The sequence below is a fragment of the Streptomyces sp. CA-251247 genome, from assembly GCF_050952975.1.
In the GTDB taxonomy this organism is placed as follows: domain Bacteria; phylum Actinomycetota; class Actinomycetes; order Streptomycetales; family Streptomycetaceae; genus Streptomyces; species Streptomyces achmelvichensis.
Map to the genome: position 1 here is coordinate 1106327 of NZ_CP191861.1, position 16152 is coordinate 1122478.

15 protein-coding genes are annotated in these 16152 nt (G+C 72.0%); 10 read left to right on the plus strand and 5 right to left on the minus strand.

What is annotated here, in order from left to right:
- Nucleotides 1-170: 170 nt before the first annotated feature.
- Nucleotides 171-836, plus strand: a complete 666-nt coding sequence (locus tag ACQPWZ_RS04720) for a DUF305 domain-containing protein (protein ID WP_340471861.1) — start codon at nucleotides 171-173, stop codon at nucleotides 834-836.
- Nucleotides 837-859: 23 nt separating this feature from the next.
- Here the strand turns inward: ACQPWZ_RS04720 and ACQPWZ_RS04725 are convergent, their stop codons facing one another.
- Entirely contained in the window at nucleotides 860-1363 is a 504-nt protein-coding gene (locus ACQPWZ_RS04725; RefSeq protein WP_433570731.1) for a DUF6214 family protein, read from the minus strand.
- Between the two features lie 274 nt (nucleotides 1364-1637).
- On the opposite strand from ACQPWZ_RS04725, the gene ACQPWZ_RS04730 reads away from it, so the two are divergent.
- A complete protein-coding gene (locus ACQPWZ_RS04730) occupies nucleotides 1638-3005 on the plus strand; it encodes an FAD-dependent oxidoreductase (RefSeq protein WP_433570732.1) in 1368 nt (455 codons plus the stop codon).
- Between the two features lie 2 nt (nucleotides 3006-3007).
- Here ACQPWZ_RS04730 and ACQPWZ_RS04735 read toward each other — a convergent pair whose 3' ends face one another.
- Nucleotides 3008-3358: an ArsR/SmtB family transcription factor gene (locus tag ACQPWZ_RS04735; protein ID WP_433570733.1), complete on the minus strand. Its 351-nt coding sequence runs from the start codon at nucleotides 3356-3358 to the stop codon at nucleotides 3008-3010.
- Between the two features lie 188 nt (nucleotides 3359-3546).
- Here ACQPWZ_RS04735 and ACQPWZ_RS04740 point away from each other — a divergent pair, with 188 nt between their 5' ends.
- From ACQPWZ_RS04740 to ACQPWZ_RS04760, 5 genes are all read left to right on the plus strand, one after another.
- On the plus strand, nucleotides 3547-4626 hold the full coding sequence (locus ACQPWZ_RS04740; RefSeq protein ID WP_433570734.1) for an NADH:flavin oxidoreductase/NADH oxidase: 1080 nt from the start codon (nucleotides 3547-3549) through the stop codon (nucleotides 4624-4626).
- Nucleotides 4627-4883: 257 nt separating this feature from the next.
- Nucleotides 4884-5969 carry a WD40/YVTN/BNR-like repeat-containing protein gene (locus ACQPWZ_RS04745; protein WP_356704731.1) on the plus strand — a complete coding sequence of 362 codons (1086 nt, stop codon included), beginning with the start codon at nucleotides 4884-4886 and terminating at the stop codon, nucleotides 5967-5969.
- 47 nt (nucleotides 5970-6016) lie between these two features.
- A complete protein-coding gene (locus ACQPWZ_RS04750) occupies nucleotides 6017-6679 on the plus strand; it encodes a uracil-DNA glycosylase (protein ID WP_356704749.1) in 663 nt (220 codons plus the stop codon).
- Nucleotides 6676-7668 carry an N-acetylglucosamine kinase gene (locus ACQPWZ_RS04755; RefSeq protein ID WP_433570735.1) on the plus strand — a complete coding sequence of 331 codons (993 nt, stop codon included), beginning with the start codon at nucleotides 6676-6678 and terminating at the stop codon, nucleotides 7666-7668. Before ACQPWZ_RS04750 ends, ACQPWZ_RS04755 begins: the two co-directional genes overlap by 4 nt.
- Before the next feature lie 95 nt (nucleotides 7669-7763).
- Nucleotides 7764-8684 (plus strand): sirohydrochlorin chelatase, encoded by a 921-nt coding sequence (locus tag ACQPWZ_RS04760; protein ID WP_433570736.1) that lies wholly within the window; start codon nucleotides 7764-7766, stop codon nucleotides 8682-8684.
- A gap of 83 nt (nucleotides 8685-8767) precedes the next feature.
- Here the strand turns inward: ACQPWZ_RS04760 and ACQPWZ_RS04765 are convergent, their stop codons facing one another.
- The 3 genes from ACQPWZ_RS04765 to ACQPWZ_RS04775 all read right to left on the minus strand — a co-directional run bounded on the left by ACQPWZ_RS04765 (nucleotide 8768) and on the right by ACQPWZ_RS04775 (nucleotide 12817).
- Nucleotides 8768-9817, minus strand: a complete 1050-nt coding sequence (locus ACQPWZ_RS04765; protein WP_433570737.1) for a lactonase family protein — start codon at nucleotides 9815-9817, stop codon at nucleotides 8768-8770.
- Nucleotides 9818-9927: 110 nt separating this feature from the next.
- Nucleotides 9928-11178 carry a nitric oxide synthase oxygenase gene (locus tag ACQPWZ_RS04770; protein WP_433570738.1) on the minus strand — a complete coding sequence of 417 codons (1251 nt, stop codon included), beginning with the start codon at nucleotides 11176-11178 and terminating at the stop codon, nucleotides 9928-9930.
- A gap of 130 nt (nucleotides 11179-11308) precedes the next feature.
- Nucleotides 11309-12817 carry an FUSC family protein gene (locus tag ACQPWZ_RS04775; protein ID WP_433573767.1) on the minus strand — a complete coding sequence of 503 codons (1509 nt, stop codon included), beginning with the start codon at nucleotides 12815-12817 and terminating at the stop codon, nucleotides 11309-11311.
- A gap of 245 nt (nucleotides 12818-13062) precedes the next feature.
- On the opposite strand from ACQPWZ_RS04775, the gene ACQPWZ_RS04780 reads away from it, so the two are divergent.
- From ACQPWZ_RS04780 to ACQPWZ_RS04790, 3 genes are all read left to right on the plus strand, one after another.
- Entirely contained in the window at nucleotides 13063-13545 is a 483-nt protein-coding gene (locus ACQPWZ_RS04780; protein ID WP_327685415.1) for an Lrp/AsnC family transcriptional regulator, read from the plus strand.
- 24 nt (nucleotides 13546-13569) lie between these two features.
- A complete protein-coding gene (locus ACQPWZ_RS04785; protein ID WP_356704726.1) occupies nucleotides 13570-14253 on the plus strand; it encodes an HAD family hydrolase in 684 nt (227 codons plus the stop codon).
- 188 nt (nucleotides 14254-14441) lie between these two features.
- Nucleotides 14442-16127 (plus strand): ribonuclease J, encoded by a 1686-nt coding sequence (locus ACQPWZ_RS04790; RefSeq protein WP_327685413.1) that lies wholly within the window; start codon nucleotides 14442-14444, stop codon nucleotides 16125-16127.
- Nucleotides 16128-16152: the final 25 nt, after the last annotated feature.

Consider the following 16152-nt stretch of genomic DNA (forward strand, 5'->3'; position numbering starts at 1 on the left):
CTCCCTTGTATCCGTTCCTAGTTGAACGGTTCACGGACCACCGCAGTATCTTCCCTTGCATGGACATCTCAACAGATGGCAACAGAGACGTAATGAAAGTTTCTGATCAACAGGGTTCCGAAGCGTGCTAGGACGGTCATAGAACACCCCAAGTGCCTCAGGAGGTCTCCGTGTTGAACCGCCGCCCGGCCTCACGCTCCCGCAGACCGGTGGTCGCGGTGGCCGTCGCCGCCGCCGTACTCGCCCTGGGCGCCTGCGAGTCGGACAGCGACGCTCCGGCCAAGGCCAAGGGGGACAGCGGCCCCTCGGTGGTCGCGCCGGGGAAGCCGGGTGAACCGGCGAAGACACTCTCCCCCGAGGAGGCCAGGAAGGCCGCCCCGGACGACTCGCCGAACTCCGCCGACTTCTCCTACGCCCACATGATGATCACGCACCACGGACAGGCGGTGACGATGACGGCGCTGGTGCCGACCCGCGCGGAATCGACGCAGGTCAAGCGGCTGGCGGAGCGCATTTCGGCGTCCCAGAAGCCCGAGATCGCCGCGATGCAGGGCTGGCTGAAAGTCAACGGCGGGAAGAAGGGCGACAGCGGACACGACCACGGCGCGGCCCCGATGCCGGGCATGGCGACCGCCCCGCAACTGACCCAGTTGCGGGCCGCGAAGGGCAAAGCGTTCGACGAGCTCTTCCTGAAGCTGATGATGACGCACCATCAGGGAGCCATCACGATGGCCACGGAGGCCCTGACGGAGGGCAACAACGTGCTGATCGAGGAGATGGCGACGGACGTGATCGCGCAGCAGACGAGCGAGATCGGCCGGATGCGGAAGATGTGACACCGGCCGGCGCCCGCGCGGCGCTAGCGGCGGTTGTGGCGCGGCGGCAGGTGCCCTTCGTCGCGGGCGCCGGCGATCAGGCGGAGGGCCTTGCGTCGGCTGCGGCCGGTCGCGCCCATCACCGCGAGCACGGGGTCACGGCCGTCCCGCTGGGCGCTCCGGTAGACATCGGCGGCCAGCCGGCGGCCTGCCGCGCCGCGCGGCAGAGCGGTACGCGCCCGGCGACGGGACGGCGGCGGAGCACTCTCCCCGCCCATGTCATCGACGGCGTCGGGTGCTGCGGGCGGGGTCACCGCGCGCGGCGCCTGGCCTGCGGCCGTACGGCAGGCGTCCTCGAGAGGGTCCTCGATCCGGTCGGCGAGCACGGTGAAGGTCCGCAGCGGCAGCGGCGGGTCGGCGCGCATGTCCTCGATCGCGATCCGCCCCTGGTCGACGACGGCCAGCACATCGATGCGTGCTCCGTCGGCGAAGGTCAGCCGGACGTTGAACCAGGGCTGCGTGAGCTCGCACGCGGGGAGGGACTCCACGGTGGTGACGGTGCCGTGGCCCTGCATCTCCCAGACCGGCGGAAAAGGCAGGACCTGATGCAGGTCATACAGATCATTAGCGTTAAGAAACGTAGTTTCTTGCACAATTAGCACGTAACCAGTCAATTAAGGTCGATCTGCGACGGCACGCACGCCGGGCCGGCGCAGAGCACCCCGTTGGGGGCCCCGTCCACCGAAAGGGCGCCGAGTCACACCTCCCCAGCGCCGTACCCCGGTGCGATGCTGGAGTTTCCCTGCGGGAAGGAGCGCAGCTGTGCTTCGCGTCGCCGTTGTGGGATCGGGACCCAGCGGGGTCTACGCCGCTCAGGATCTCGTCCAGCAGAGCCAGGTTCCGGATGTGCGGGTGCATGTTCTGGACCGGCTTCCCTGCCCCTACGGACTCGTGCGTTACGGGGTCGCGCCCGACCACGAGAAGATCAAGTCCCTGCAGAACAACCTCCGCGGTGTGCTGGAACAGGAGCGGATCGACTTCGTCGGAAACATCGAGGTGGGAGCGCACGGGCTGACTCCCGGGCGGCTGCTGGAGCTCTATCACGCGGTCGTGTACTGCGTGGGAGCCGCCCGGGACCGCAGACTCGACATCCCCGGCGAGGATCTGCCCGGCAGCTACTCGGCCACCGACTTCGTCTCCTGGTACAGCGCGCACCCCGACGCCGCGCGCCACAGCTTCGCGCTCGGCGCCCGCTCGGCCGTCGTGATCGGCGTGGGCAATGTGGCCGTGGACGTGGCCCGCATCCTGGCGCGCGGAGCCGACGAACTGCGGCCGACGGATGTGCCCCAGGACGCACTCGGCGCACTGGCGCTCAGCCGGGTGCGCGACGTGCACATGGTCGGCAGACGCGGTCCCTCCCAGGCCAAGTTCACCACCAAGGAACTGCGCGAACTCGCCTCGCTGCCCTCGGCGGAGGCCGTCGTCGAACCGGCCGACCTCGCACTGGATCCCGTGTACGCGGACACCTCGGGCACCCTCGCGGCCGCACTGCCCGCGGTCGGCCGCCGCAACGTCGACGTCGTACGCGGCTGGGCGGCCCAGCCTCCGCGCGGCCTGGACCGCCGGATCCATCTGCGGTTCTTCCTGCGCCCGGTGGAGTTCGTCGAGCAGGGCGGCCGCGTCGCGGCCGTACGGTTCGAGCGGACGGTTCCGGACGCCGGAGGATCGGTGCGGGGCACCGGGACGTACGAGGAGATCGAGGCACAACTGGTGCTGCGGGCGGTCGGCTACCGGGGCGTGCCGCTGCCCGGCCTGCCGTTCGACGCGGCGCTCGGGACCGTGCCGCACACGGCCGGGCGGGTCCTGCGGGACGGGGTTCCCTCTCCCGGGGAGTACGTGGCGGGCTGGATCAAGCGCGGACCGACCGGAGTGATCGGCACCAACCGGCCGTGCGCCAAGGAGACGGTCGCCTCGCTGCTGGAGGACGGTGCCGCGCTGGCACTGCGCTCCGTGGCGGCGGATCCGGTGGCGGAACTGCGGGCGGCGGGACACCACCCCGTCGAGTGGACGGGCTGGCAGGCCATCGAGGCGGCCGAGGCCGCGCTCGGCCGGTCGCTCGGGCGACGGTCCGTCAAGATCCCCGACTGGGACGGGCTTCTGGGCGCCGCGATCGGCGACACAGCGCGCTGAGGCTATGCATCGCCGAGGCGGTCCGCCTGCCGGGCCGCCGCGGCGAGGACGCTGTCCAGCAGCCCCGGGAACAGGGCGTCGAGGTCGTCACGACGCAGTCCGTTGAGCTTCGCCGTGCCCTGGTACATCTGCCGGATCACACCGCTCTCCCGCAGCACGCGGAAGTGGTGGGTGGTCGTCGACTTGGTGACGGGCAGGTCGAAATGGGAGCAGGAGAGCGCCTCGCCGGTGGCCGCGAGCTCCCGCAGCACGAGCAGCCGCATGGGGTCGGAGAACGCGTGGAGCACGCCTTCCAGCCGGATCTCGTCACGCGTGGGGTGAGCGAGCTCGCGGGGGCTTGTCGCGGTGGTCACGGCTGCTCCACTTCGTCCGGGGCTCTCATTGTACGAGAACCCTCGTAGTTTGACACTCGCCGTACTACGATGCGTATCGTACGAGTCGAGGGCCGGGACTGCCGAGCACCCGCACCCCGGTCGCACCCGTACCCGGTCCTCGCCCTGCCACCCGCCGTACACCGGCCCCGCCCGAAATGGAGTCCGTCGTGAGCGCGCTGTTCCAGCCTTACACCCTGCGATCGCTGACCATCCCCAACCGCGCCTGGATGGCGCCGATGTGCCAGTACTCGGCAGAGGCGAGCGGACCGGGTGCCGGCGCCCCCACCGACTGGCACTTCGCGCACTACGCGGCCCGCGCCACGGGTGGCACCGGCCTGATCCTCGTCGAGGCCACGGCGGTCGCCCCCGAAGGGCGGATCAGCCCCGCGGACGTCGGGATCTGGAACGACACCCAGGTCGAGGCGTTCCGCCGGATCACCCGCTTCGTCAAGAGCCAGGGCACCACCATCGGCATCCAGCTGGCACACGCCGGACGCAAGGCATCGACGGACCGCCCCTGGAAGGGTGGCGGGCCGGTGGGCGCAGACGACCACGGCTGGCAGCCCCTCGCGCCCAGCCCGCTCCCCTTCGACGAGGGCCACGCGGTCCCCGACGAGCTGACGACGGCAGAGATCGAGGAGATCGTCGGACAGTTCGCGGCCGCGGCCCGCCGAGCGCTGGACGCCGGCTTCGAGATCGCCGAGATCCACGGCGCACACGGCTATCTGATCGGCGAGTTCCTCTCGCCGCACACCAACCACCGCACGGACGAGTACGGCGGCTCCTTCGAGAACCGCACCCGCTTCCCGCTCCGGGTCGTCGACGCGGTACGGGCCGTGTGGCCCGACGAGCTGCCGCTCTTCTTCCGCATCTCCGCCACCGACTGGCTGGACGAAGGCGGCTGGACGGCCGACGACACCGTCCGCTTCGCCGCGCTGCTCAAGGAACACGGCATCGATCTGCTGGACGTCTCCTCCGGCGGCAACGCCCCGCGTGTGACCATCCCGACCGGCCCCGGCTACCAGGTGCCGTTCGCCGCGCGGGTGCGGGCCGAGACCGGGCTCCCGGTCGCCGCCGTCGGCATGATCACCGATGCCGAACAGGCGGAGAAGATCATCGCGAACGGGGAGGCGGACGCCGTCCTGCTCGGCCGTGAGCTGCTGCGCAATCCGTCCTGGGCCCGGCATGCCGCGCGTGAGCTCGGCGGCGAGATCAGCGTCCCGGAGCAGTACCTCCGCTCCGTCTGAACCGGCGGTACGACCAACAGCGGACACGAAGGAGCGGCGCCCTGACGAGGGTGCCGCTCCTTCGTCGTCTCCCCCGCCTGCGTCGTATCTCCCGCCCGCCTGTCGTGCTGTCACCGCGCGCCGATGAGTTTCGCCTTCCGGAACGGTCTGACCTCCATGACGTACGCAAGGGCCGACCGCGACCTACGGGCCACTGTCGGTGGCCGGGTGCAGACTGGCCCATATCCGCGACAACGGCGTCCTGGAGGCACACGAACATGACCGACGTACTGCTCACCGTAGGCACCCGCAAAGGACTCTTCATCGGCCGCAGAAGCGGCGGATCATGGGACTTCGACGGCCCGCACTTCAACGCGCAGGCCGTGTACTCGATCGGCATCGACACCCGCAGGGACGTGCCCCGGCTGCTCGTCGGCGGGGACAGCGCGCACTGGGGACCGTCGGTCTTCCACTCCGACGACCTCGGGAAGACCTGGGTGGAGCCCGCCAAGCCGGCGGTGAAGTTCCCCAAGGACACCGGGGCCTCCCTGGAGCGGGTCTGGCAGCTCCATCCCGCGGGCCCCGACACCCCGGACGTGGTCTACGCCGGCACCGAGCCGGCCGCCCTGTTCCGCTCGGATGACGGCGGCGAGACGTTCGACCTCGTACGGCCGCTGTGGGAGCACCCGACCCGTTCGCAGTGGGTTCCGGGCGGCGGCGGTGAGGCCGTGCACACCGTGGTGACGGACCGGCGCGACCCGCAGTCGGTGATGGTCGCCGTCTCGACGGCGGGCGTGTTCCGTTCCCGGGACGGCGGCGAGAGCTGGGCGCCGTCCAACAAGGGGGTGTCCGCGGTCTTTCTGCCCGACCCCGACCCGGAGTTCGGCCAGTGCGTCCACAAGATCGCCCAGGACGCCGGGGATCTGGACCGGCTGTATCTCCAGAACCACTGGGGTGTCTTCCGCAGCGACGACGCCGGCGCCAAGTGGACGGACATCGGGGCGGGCCTGCCCTCGGACTTCGGCTTCGCCGTGGCCGCGCACCCGCACCGCCGCGACACCGCCTATGTCTTCCCGATCACCGCGGACGCCGACCGGGTACCCGCCGGCCGCCGGTGCCGCGTGTACCGCACCACCGACGCGGGCGGCAGTTGGGAGGCGCTGTCGGCCGGACTGCCCGAGGGTGATCACTACGGCACGGTGCTCCGGGACGCCCTGTGCACCGACGACGCCGATCCCGCCGGGATCTACTTCGGCAACCGCAACGGCGAGGTGTACGCCAGCGCGGACGACGGAGACAGCTGGCAGCAGCTGGCCTCCCATCTGCCGGACGTGCTCTGCGTACGGGCTGCGGCCATGGGTTGAGGGTCAAGGTCACTGCACCAGTAGAGTGACGCTCCGTGGCACGACCGTTGAAGGACATTGTGGAGCCGGGGTGGGCCGACGCCCTCGAACCGGTGGCCGAACGCATCGCCGCGATGGGCGACTTCCTGCGCGCGGAGATCGCCGCCGGACGCACCTATCTGCCGGCCGGACCGAACGTGCTGCGCGCCTTCCAGCAGCCGTTCGAGGACGTCCGGGTGCTGATCGTCGGTCAGGACCCGTATCCGACACCCGGGCACGCGGTGGGGCTGAGCTTCTCCGTCGCGCCCGAGGTGCGGCCGGTGCCGGGCAGCCTGGACAACATCTTCCGGGAGATGCACGCGGACCTCGGGCATCCCCGGCCCTCCAACGGCGATCTGACGCCCTGGACCCACCAGGGGGTGCTGCTGCTGAACAGGGCGCTGACCACCGCACCCCGCAAGCCGGCGGCCCACCGCGGCAAGGGCTGGGAAGAGGTGACCGAACAGGCGATCCGCGCGCTCGTGGCGCGTGGCAAGCCGCTGGTCTCCGTGCTCTGGGGGCGTGACGCCCGCAATCTGCGCCCGCTGCTCGGTGACCTTCCGGCGATCGAGTCCTCGCACCCCTCGCCCATGTCGGCGGACCGGGGCTTCTTCGGCTCGCGCCCGTTCAGCCGGGCCAACGACCTCCTGCAACGCCAGGGCGCGGAGCCCGTCGACTGGCAGCTTCCGTGACCGCGAGCCGGGTCCTCGGCGTGGACTCCGGCGGTTCCGGGCTGCGCGTGGCCCTTGCCGACGCCTCGGCACCTCAGCGTGCCGAGACGCTCACATCGCGGGAACCGGTGCGTACCGGCGGCTCGGGCATCGACGCCGGGCACCTGCTGGATCAGCTGCTGCCGATGGCGCGTGCACTGCTGGACCAGGCCGGCGGCGGCGCCGTGTCCGCGGTCGCGATCGGTGCCGCCGGGATGGGGACGCTCGGCGGGCAGTTGCGCGCGGAGCTCCCCGCCGCGCTGGGCGAGTCGCTGGGCGTCGGCCGCCTCGCGCTCGCCGCTGACGCGGTCACGGCCTATGCGGGGGCGCTGGGGCAGCGTCCCGGAGCGGTGGTCGCCGCGGGCACCGGTCTGATCGCGCTCGGCACGGATCTGTCGGCCTGGCAGCGTGCCGACGGCTGGGGTCATCTGCTCGGGGACAGCGGCGGCGGAGCCTGGATCGGACGCGCCGGGCTGGACGCGGCGCTGCGGGCGCACGACGGGAGGCGCGGCGGTTCCGCCGCGCTGCTCGCCGCGATGGAGTCGGCGTTCGGTCCGGCGCAGGAACTGCCGGCCAAGCTGTACCCGCGTACCGACCGGCCTGCCGTGCTGGCCTCCTTCGCGCCGGAGGTGGCGCGCTGCGCCGCGGGCGGCGATGCGGTGGCGGCCGACATCCTCGCCCGTGCCGCGGGGCACATCGCGGAGTCGGCGTCGGCCGTGTGCCCGCCGGCCGGCGTAGGGACCGGGGCGCTTCAAGTGGCGCTGACGGGCGGCCTGTTGAAGATGGGTGACCCCCTGCTCGTACCGCTGAGGGCCGAGCTCGCCTCCCAACTTCCGTCCGCCCGGCAGGTCGCCGCGGCCGGAGATCCGCTCGACGGCGCGCTGCTCATCGCCGCCGCACTGGCGCAGGATGCGCTGCGGCTGCCCCGTCATCCGACGCTGCTGTACGTCCCGGCAGAGCAGGGCAGATGAGACAGCGCGAACTCATCGGATAAATGCGGACAGACGACGCGGGACCGCCCCCTCCCCGAACAGCCGCACCCACAAAACCAGTAGCATGCGGCGCCATGAGCTCCCCCACTGGGCCGGCATCCGGCCTGCCTGTACGAAGCCCGCGACCGCGTCAGTCCGGACGGCACCGCCGCCCGGAACCCGTGGCCGCTCCCGAGGGCGCGCCTGCGCTTGTGCTCGCCGTGCCCGGCGCTCCCGGGCCCTCCACCCGGAGCCTGGCCGAAGAGGTCATAAGCATCGCCCGGTCCGAGCTTCCCGGCCTCGAGGCCGGCATCGGCTACCTCGACGGCGACGACTCCGAGTACCCCACGCCGGCGACCGTGCTCGCCCACACCGCCGCGCGCCGGACCGAGCGGTACGAGATCGCCAGAGCGGCCGGCCGTGAAGTGGCGGCGCCCGAGGGCCCCGCCGCCGTCGTGGTGCCGCTGCTCGCAGGGCCGGACAACGTCCTGATGCGGCGCATCCGCCAGGCCGTCATGGACAGCCGCGCCGCCGCCGAGCTGACGGATGTCCTCGGTCCGCACCCGCTGCTCGCCGAGGCGATGCACGTGCGGCTCTCCGAGGCGGGTCTGGCCCGCGCCGACCGCGCCCGGCTGTTCACCGTCGCCACGGCCGCCGACGGCATCATCCTGGCCACGGTGGGCGGTGACGAGGCCGTCCAGGCCGCCGGCATCACCGGCATGCTGCTCGCCGCGCGGCTCGCGGTGCCGGTCATGGCCGCGGCCCTCGACCAGGAGGGCGCCATCGCCGCGATCGGTGACCAGCTGCGCGGTTCCGGTTCGACGCAGCTGGCCCTGGCGCCGTACCTCGTCGGCCCCGAGCTCCCCGAGGGTCTGCTCGACGCCGCCGTGAAGGAGGCCGGCTGCGCCGCGTCCGAGCCGCTGGGTGCCTACCCGGCGATCGGCAAGCTGGTGCTGTCCCAGTACGCGGCCGCTCTGGGCATCAGCCCGCAGCCGCAGGGCTCGCCCGCTCACTGACGCACACCGCACGACTGCGTCGGGCCCGCACCGCTTGCTCGGTGCGGGCCCGTCCCGCGGGCCGGGGAGCCCCCGGGGGTGCGTCAGGCGAAGACCACGCAGGAGGCCGCGGGGGCGTCCAGGGAGCCCGCCCGGTGCGGCACTCCGGTGTCGGGGTCGATGTCGAACCAGGTGACGTTGCCGGAGCGCTCGTTGGCCGCGTAGAGCCTGCGGCCGGTCGGGTCCAGGACCAGGTCGCGCGGCCAGTGGCCGCCGCACGGAACGGTCGTGACCAGCTCCGGCCGTTCACCGCTCTCGTCGAGCGCGAGGACGGCGATGCTGTCGTGTCCGCGGTTGGCGGCCCACAGATGGCGGCCGTCGTGCGAGACCACCACCTCGGAGGGGTAGACGGGCCCGTCCGCGCCGTCGGGCAGCACGGGCGTCTCGCCGACCGGTTCGAGCACGCCGGTGTCCGCGTCCCAGCGGCAGACGGTGAGCGTCGGTTCGAGCTCGTTCAGCACATAGGCGTGCCTGCCGGCGGGGTGGAACGCCAGGTGGCGGGGTCCGGTGCCGGGGCGCAGCGCCGTTTCGCGGTGCTGCGTCAGTTCGCCGGCCTCCCGGTCGAGTGCGAAGACGCGTACGGCGTCGGTGCCGAGGTCGACGCCGAGGACCCAGCGTCCGCTGGGGTCGGGCAGCACCTGGTGGGCGTGCGGACCGCGTTGCCGGTCCGGGTGCGGCCCCGCTCCCTCGTGCTGCAGCACACCGCTGGCCGCGTCCGGCTCACCGCCGGTCTTGACGGGGAGCACGCTCACGCTGCCGGAGCCGTAGTTGGCCGTGAGCAGATGGCCGTCGCTGTAGGCGAGATGGGTCGGTCCGGCGCCGCAGACGGGCACTCGGCCGCCTATCGGTCTGGGGGCCGAGCCCTGCACGTCGAAGGCCGCCACGGCCCCTTCAGAGGTCTCGGAGACGGCATAGAGGACGGGCCCGCCGGGGGCGGTCGCCAGCGTGAGATACGAGGGGTCCGCGAGGGCGTCGCTGGCTCCCGTCTCGGTCAGGGCTCCGGTCGTCCCGTCCACGGCGGCGGCGATGATCCCCCGGCCGCCGGCGGAGGTGAAGGACCCGATGAATGCCCGTCCGGTGTTCGTGTTGCCCACGCCGTTCCCTCCCACTGTTCCCACGGATCTCTCGCGCCCCGCGGATCGCTCCTGCCCCGCTGATCGTTGGTGGCCCGGCCGACGGTAGCAGCGGTCTAGACCAAGTGTCGTCACCCGTTCCAAACCCCGGCCGCACGAGCGCGGGCCTCCGGGTGATGGACGTAGGCGGGTCTCCACTCGGTCGGGTCGTAGGTGCGGTGGAACACGGGGGTCGCCGAGCCCGACATCGGCGGCACGATCCACGACCAGTCGGCGCCGACCCCGCGCCCCCGGCTCTCCTCCCGGTCGATGTGGGTGAGGAAGCGGCGCGATTCGGTGTGATGGTCGGTGACCGTGACCCCGGCGCGGTCGAAGGAGTGCAGGACGGCACGGTTCAGCTCGACCAGCGCGCGGTCCTTCCAGAGCGAGCGGTCCGTGGTGGTGTCGAGCCCCAGGAGTTCGGCGACACGCGGCAGCAGGTCGTAGCGGTCGGTGTCGGCGAGATTGCGCGCGCCTATCTCGGTGCCCATGTACCAGCCGTTGAACGGCGCCGCCGGGTAGCAGACCCCGCCGATCTCCAGGCACATGTTGGCGATCGCCGGGACGGCGTGCCAGCGCAGACGGAGGGCGGCGTACCGGTCGTCCTCGGGGTGGCGCAGCGCGACCTCCAGCACCGCGTCCGGCGGCAGGTCGAACAGGCGCGGCTTGCGGTCGGCGTCCTCCACGACCAGCGGCAGGACGTCGAAGGGTGTGCCCGGCCCGCCCGGCCAGCCGAGGCGCAGGGCGAGTTCGGTGAGACCGGCGTTGCGCGGATCGCCGACGACGGCTCCCCCGCCGGTGCGGTAGCCCGCGTACCGCACGAGCTGTTCGTTCCAGATCCGTGGGCCGGGCCGGTCGGGGGTGTCCGGGGCGAACACGGTGATCAGAGGCCTGATGTGGCCGCCGTTGGTCGCTTCCCGCAGATGCAGGGCCGCCTCGCGGGCGACGGATTCGGCGTCCTCGACCTGGCGGCGGTCGCGGACGCGCAGGGAGCGCCAGTAGAGGCGGCCGATGCAGCGGTTGCTGTTGCGCCAGGCGACCCGGGCGCCGTAGGCGAGTTCGTCGGCGGTGTGCCGGTAGGTGCCGGTCGCGTCGATCTCCGCCCGTACGGCGGCGATCCGGGCGGCCGGGTCCACTCCCGGACACTCCTCGCGGTGATGGAGCCGGACGAAGTCCTCGGCCTCCTCGATCAGTTCGCCGGCCCGGTGGGGCGTGACGGCACCCGGCCGGCCGGAGCCGGTGACGGGGCAGCGGCTTTCCGTCACCGGCTCCGGCCGGCCGGGGGCGTGCGCCTCTTCCGGGACGAGGGCCCTACGCAGCGATCTGAGCAGTGACTTCCGCATGGTGCGTACCCCCGGGGCCCTGGAAGGACGTTCGTGGATGCCGCACTGGTTACCCAACGAACACGCTGATCCACCCTCTGTGTGCGCGGAGAAAATGCCTCATTCACGTGCTTCCTGTCCATGCCCCTGGTCAGGCGGGCACGAGCGGGGCGCGCGGGGATGTGTGCAGGGGCGCGGCGAGGTCCCCGAGCGCCTGCTCCAGTGCATGGAGGTGCGTGAGCGCCGCGTCGGACGCGAGGTGAGCGTGAGGCGCGAGAGCCGCGGCACCGGCGTCGGTGCGGCCCGCCGCGGGTGCCACGAGCGCGTGGACGGCGGTCTCGACGCGCCGGCAGGCGGTGGCCAGGCGTGCGTCGTGCGAGGCCGTGCGGCCGGCCGGTTCCGCGGCGACGGCGGCGAGCCCGCGCACCTCCCGCGCGCAGTCGTCGAGCAGCACGATGACCTGACGGGCCCGCGTCTTGCGGGCCCGCAGCGGGCTCAGCGGGTGGACGAGCGGGGCCAGGGAGAGGCGTACCCGGCCGAGCAGCAACTCCAGCTCCGCCGCGAGGGGCGCGGGGTCGGCCGTGCTGTCCCCGGCCAGCCGGCGGGCGGCCGCGGTGGTGCAGCCGTGGACGCAGGTCAGCGCGCGGCGGATCCAGGCGTCGGTCGCGCCGTGCGTGGTGACGGGCAGGATCAGGGCGACACCGAGGGCCGCGCCGAGCGCACCGACCGCCGTCTCCTGGAAGCGGAGCAGCAGCAGGCCCGGGTGGAGGACGCCGAGGAGCCCGTAGAGCAGGCCCGCCATGACGGTGACGAAGAACATCATCCAGCTGTAGGAGGGCGCGGCGGTGTAGAAGATCCCGAAGACGCAGACGGCGACGAGCGCGGCGGTCGGCAGCGGGGCACCGGCGATGGGGATCGCGATCAGCAGCCCCGCGGCGATGCCGGTGACCGTTCCGACGACACGGCGGAAGCCGCGGACGAGGGTTTCGCCGCGCGACGCGGTGTTGACGAAGATCCACCAGGCGGTTCCCACGGCCCAGTAGAAGCGGTCGGGCGAGATGACCTCGCCCACGGCGAGTGCCACGGCGCAGGCAAAGGTCGCCTGGAAGGCCTGGCGGGTGGTGGGGCGGGCGAGTCCGGTGCCGGGGAGCGGTGCGGGGACTGCGGGCGGCGGGGTGCGCCGTTCGATGCACCACAGGCCGAAGCGGACCGCCGATGAGGCGGCGAGGGCCAGTGCCACCGCTGCGTACAGCTCCGGCAGCTGGGCCGGAAGCGCGTGCAGGAACTGGGTGACGAAGAACATCATGAACGCGAAGATGCCGAGCGCGTGTCCGCGCAGCCCCCAGCGCCGGGCGTAGACCCCGCAGAAGACCACCGCGAGCCAGGCGGCGGCCCGCAGCAGCGGCTCACCGTGCAGGGTCGTCGCGAGGGCGAGTACGGGGAAGCCCGCGGCGGGCAGCAGCGCGGTGGTGACCGCCTGGCGGCGCACGGTCGCGTCCCCGACGGTGAACAGCGCGAGGAGGGCGGCGAGACCGCCGGTGATCGAGGCGACGAGGGAGAGCCCGGCGACTTCGGCGGCGGCGACCGCGAGGCCGATGCCGAGCACGGCCCGCAGGGAGACACGCAGCCGCAGGCGCCCCGGGTCGGGGGCGCTGAACATCCTCTTCACGCCGGTCACGCTCCTCACGATCGTCGTCCCGCCCCCTCGCTGTTCAGCACACCCTGCAGACATGGCAAAGGCGCCGCGGGTCCGGAACGGCGGCGGCGCCGGTCCGGCGCTGCGCAGCGCCCTCTCTCAACAGAGGAAAGCATTCCGGATGCCGGTGGCTCAACTCGATCGGTCCAGGGTGGGCCATTGGTACAGTCGACGGTGGAACATCCGGACCAGCAGGAGGCCAACGGACCATGGCCGTGGACGCGCTCGACACCCGCATCCTGCGACTGCTGATGGAGCAGCCGCGCACCAGCGCGCGGGAGTACGCCCGCCTGCTGGGCATCGCGCGGGGCACCTTGCAGGCCCGGATCGACCGCCTCGAACGCGACGGAGTGATCACCGGAACCGGGCCGTACCTCTCCCCCGCCGCTCTCGGCCATCCCGTGCTGGCCTTCGTCCACATCGAGGTCACCCAGGGGCATCTGGACGAGGTCGGCGACGCGCTGGCGGCCATCCCCGAGATCATCGAGGCCTTCTCGATCACCGGCGGCGGGGATCTGCTGACCCGGGTCGCCGCCCGCGACAACGGCCATCTGGAGGACGTCATCCAGCGCCTGATCCAGCTGCCGGGTGTGGTGCGCACCCGCACCGAGATGGCGCTGCGCGAGCGCGTGGCGCACCGGCTGCTGCCCCTGGTCGAGTCGGTCGGGCGGGCAGCCGGCAGCGGCCGCTGAACCCCGCCTTGGCATGCTGGGGGCATGAGCCAGCCGCGCACCCCTTCGGTCATCTTCGACCTCGACGGAACACTCGTGGACAGCGAGCCGAACTACTACGAGGCAGGGCGCAGGCTGCTCGCCGAGTACGGCGTGACCGACTTCGGCTGGGAGCGCCACACCGACTTCATCGGCATTGGGACGCGCGAGACCCTGGAGGCGCTGCGCGAGGAGTACACGATCTCCGCACCCGTCGAGGAACTGCTGGCCGGCAAGAACCGGCACTACCTCGCACTCGCCGCCGCGTCGACGGACGTGTACCCGCAGATGCGCAGGTTCGTGGAACTGCTGCACGGCGAGGGGGTGCCGATGGCCGTGGCGTCCGGTTCGTCCCGGGCCGCCATCGAGGCGGTGCTCGCCGCCACCGGCCTGGACGCCTTCCTCACCACCCTCGTCTCCGCCGAGGAGGTCGAGCGCGGCAAGCCGGAACCCGACGTCTTCCTGGAGGCGGCCCGTCGCCTCGGCGCCGAGCCCGCCGACTGCGTCGTGCTGGAGGACGCCCCGCCGGGCGCGGCGGCCGCCCACGCGGCGGGGATGCGGTGCATCGCGATCCCGTACGTGGCGGCGACGGCCGACGACCCGGCGTTCCGCGCGGCGGGGCTGCTGTACGCGGGCGGCCAGCGCGAGTTCACGGCACGGGCGGCGTACGACTGGATCACCGCCCCGTAGATCCGCGACGCGGTTCGGCATCCCCGATCCGGAGCGGTGATGCCGCCCGACAGCACCGCCGCTCCGGGGCGCCGTCCGGCCGCGGGCAGGTGATTTCCCGGGGGCCGTCCGGAGGACCCGGCGGACCGGAGCCACGGGAGGGGTATGCCAAAGGATCACCCCAGGGGCCTCTCCGGTAACGTCGAGGCATGAGCCACCCGCACCCAGAGCTGAAAGCCGCCCCGCCGCTGCCCAAGGGAGGGCTGAGGGTCGTCGCCCTGGGCGGCCTGGGCGAGATCGGCCGCAACATGACGGTCTTCGAGCACAACGGCAAACTGCTCGTCGTCGACTGCGGTGTGCTGTTCCCCGAGGAACACCAGCCGGGCGTGGACGTGATCCTTCCCGACTTCACCTCGATCCGGGACCGCCTGGACGACATCGTGGCGATCGTGCTGACCCACGGCCACGAGGACCACATCGGCGCGGTGCCGTATCTGCTGCGCGAGCGGCGCGACATTCCCGTCGTCGGCTCGAAGCTCACGCTCGCGTTCCTGGAGGCCAAGCTCAAGGAACACGGCATCAAGCCGCGTTCGGTGCGGGTCAAGGAGGGCGACCGCCGCGGGTTCGGGCCCTTCGACTGCGAGTTCGTCGCGGTCAACCACTCCATCCCGGACAGCCTCGCCATCGCGATCCGCACCGGCGCCGGGATGGTGCTGCACACCGGTGACTTCAAGATGGACCAGTTCCCGCTGGACCAGCGGATCACCGACCTGCGTGCCTTCGCCCGCCTCGGCGAGGAAGGTGTGGACCTGTTCCTCACCGACTCCACCAACGCCGAGGTGCCCGGCTTCACCACCTCGGAACGCGACCTGAACCCCGCCATCGAGCAGGTGATGCGCACGGCGCCACGGCGCGTCATCGTCTCCAGCTTCGCCAGCCATGTGCACCGCATCCAGCAGGTGCTGGACGCCGCCCACCAGTACGGCCGCAAGGTCGCCTTCGTGGGCCGGTCGATGGTCCGCAACATGGGTATCGCCCGCGATCTGGGCTATCTGAAGGTTCCCCAGGGGCTGATCGTGGGTCTGAAGGAACTGGAGAAACTGCCGGACCACCAGATCACCCTGGTGTGCACCGGGTCCCAGGGCGAGCCGATGGCCGCGCTCTCGCGGATGGCCAACCGCGACCACATGATCCGTATCGGTGAGGGCGACACCGTCCTCCTCGCCAGCTCACTGATCCCGGGCAACGAGAACGCGATCTACCGCGTGATCAACGGCCTGACCCGGTGGGGCGCCAACGTCGTCCACAAGGGCAACGCCAAGGTCCATGTCTCCGGCCACGCCAGCGCCGGCGAACTCGTCTACTGCTACAACATCGTGAAGCCGCGTCACGTCATGCCGGTCCACGGCGAGTGGCGTCATCTGCGCGCCAACGGTGACCTGGCCATCCGTACCGGCGTCGAGCCCGACCGCGTGATCATCGCCGAGGACGGCGTCGTCGTGGACCTCGTCGACGGACGCGCCTCCATCACCGGCAAGGTGCCCGCGGGCAATGTCTATGTGGACGGCATGGCCGTCGGCGGCGCCACCGAGGCCTCCCTCAAGGACCGCGTGACCCTCGCCGAGGAAGGCGTGGTCACCGTCGTCGCCATCGTGGACGCCGACACCGGAGCGCTGGCGGAGGCACCGGACTTCCTGGCCCGCGGATTCGTCCATGACGATTCGACGTTCGAGACGGTCGTCCCGGTGATCGAGAAGGTTCTGGCGAAGGCCGCGCTGGAAGGCGTCGGCGACGCCCTTCAGTTGGAGCAGCTCATCAGCCGCGCGGTGGCATCCTGGGCGTTCCGGACCCACCGCCGCAAGCCGCTCGTCATCCCGGTGATCATCGACGCCTGACGGGCCGCCGGGCCGCGCCCGTGCG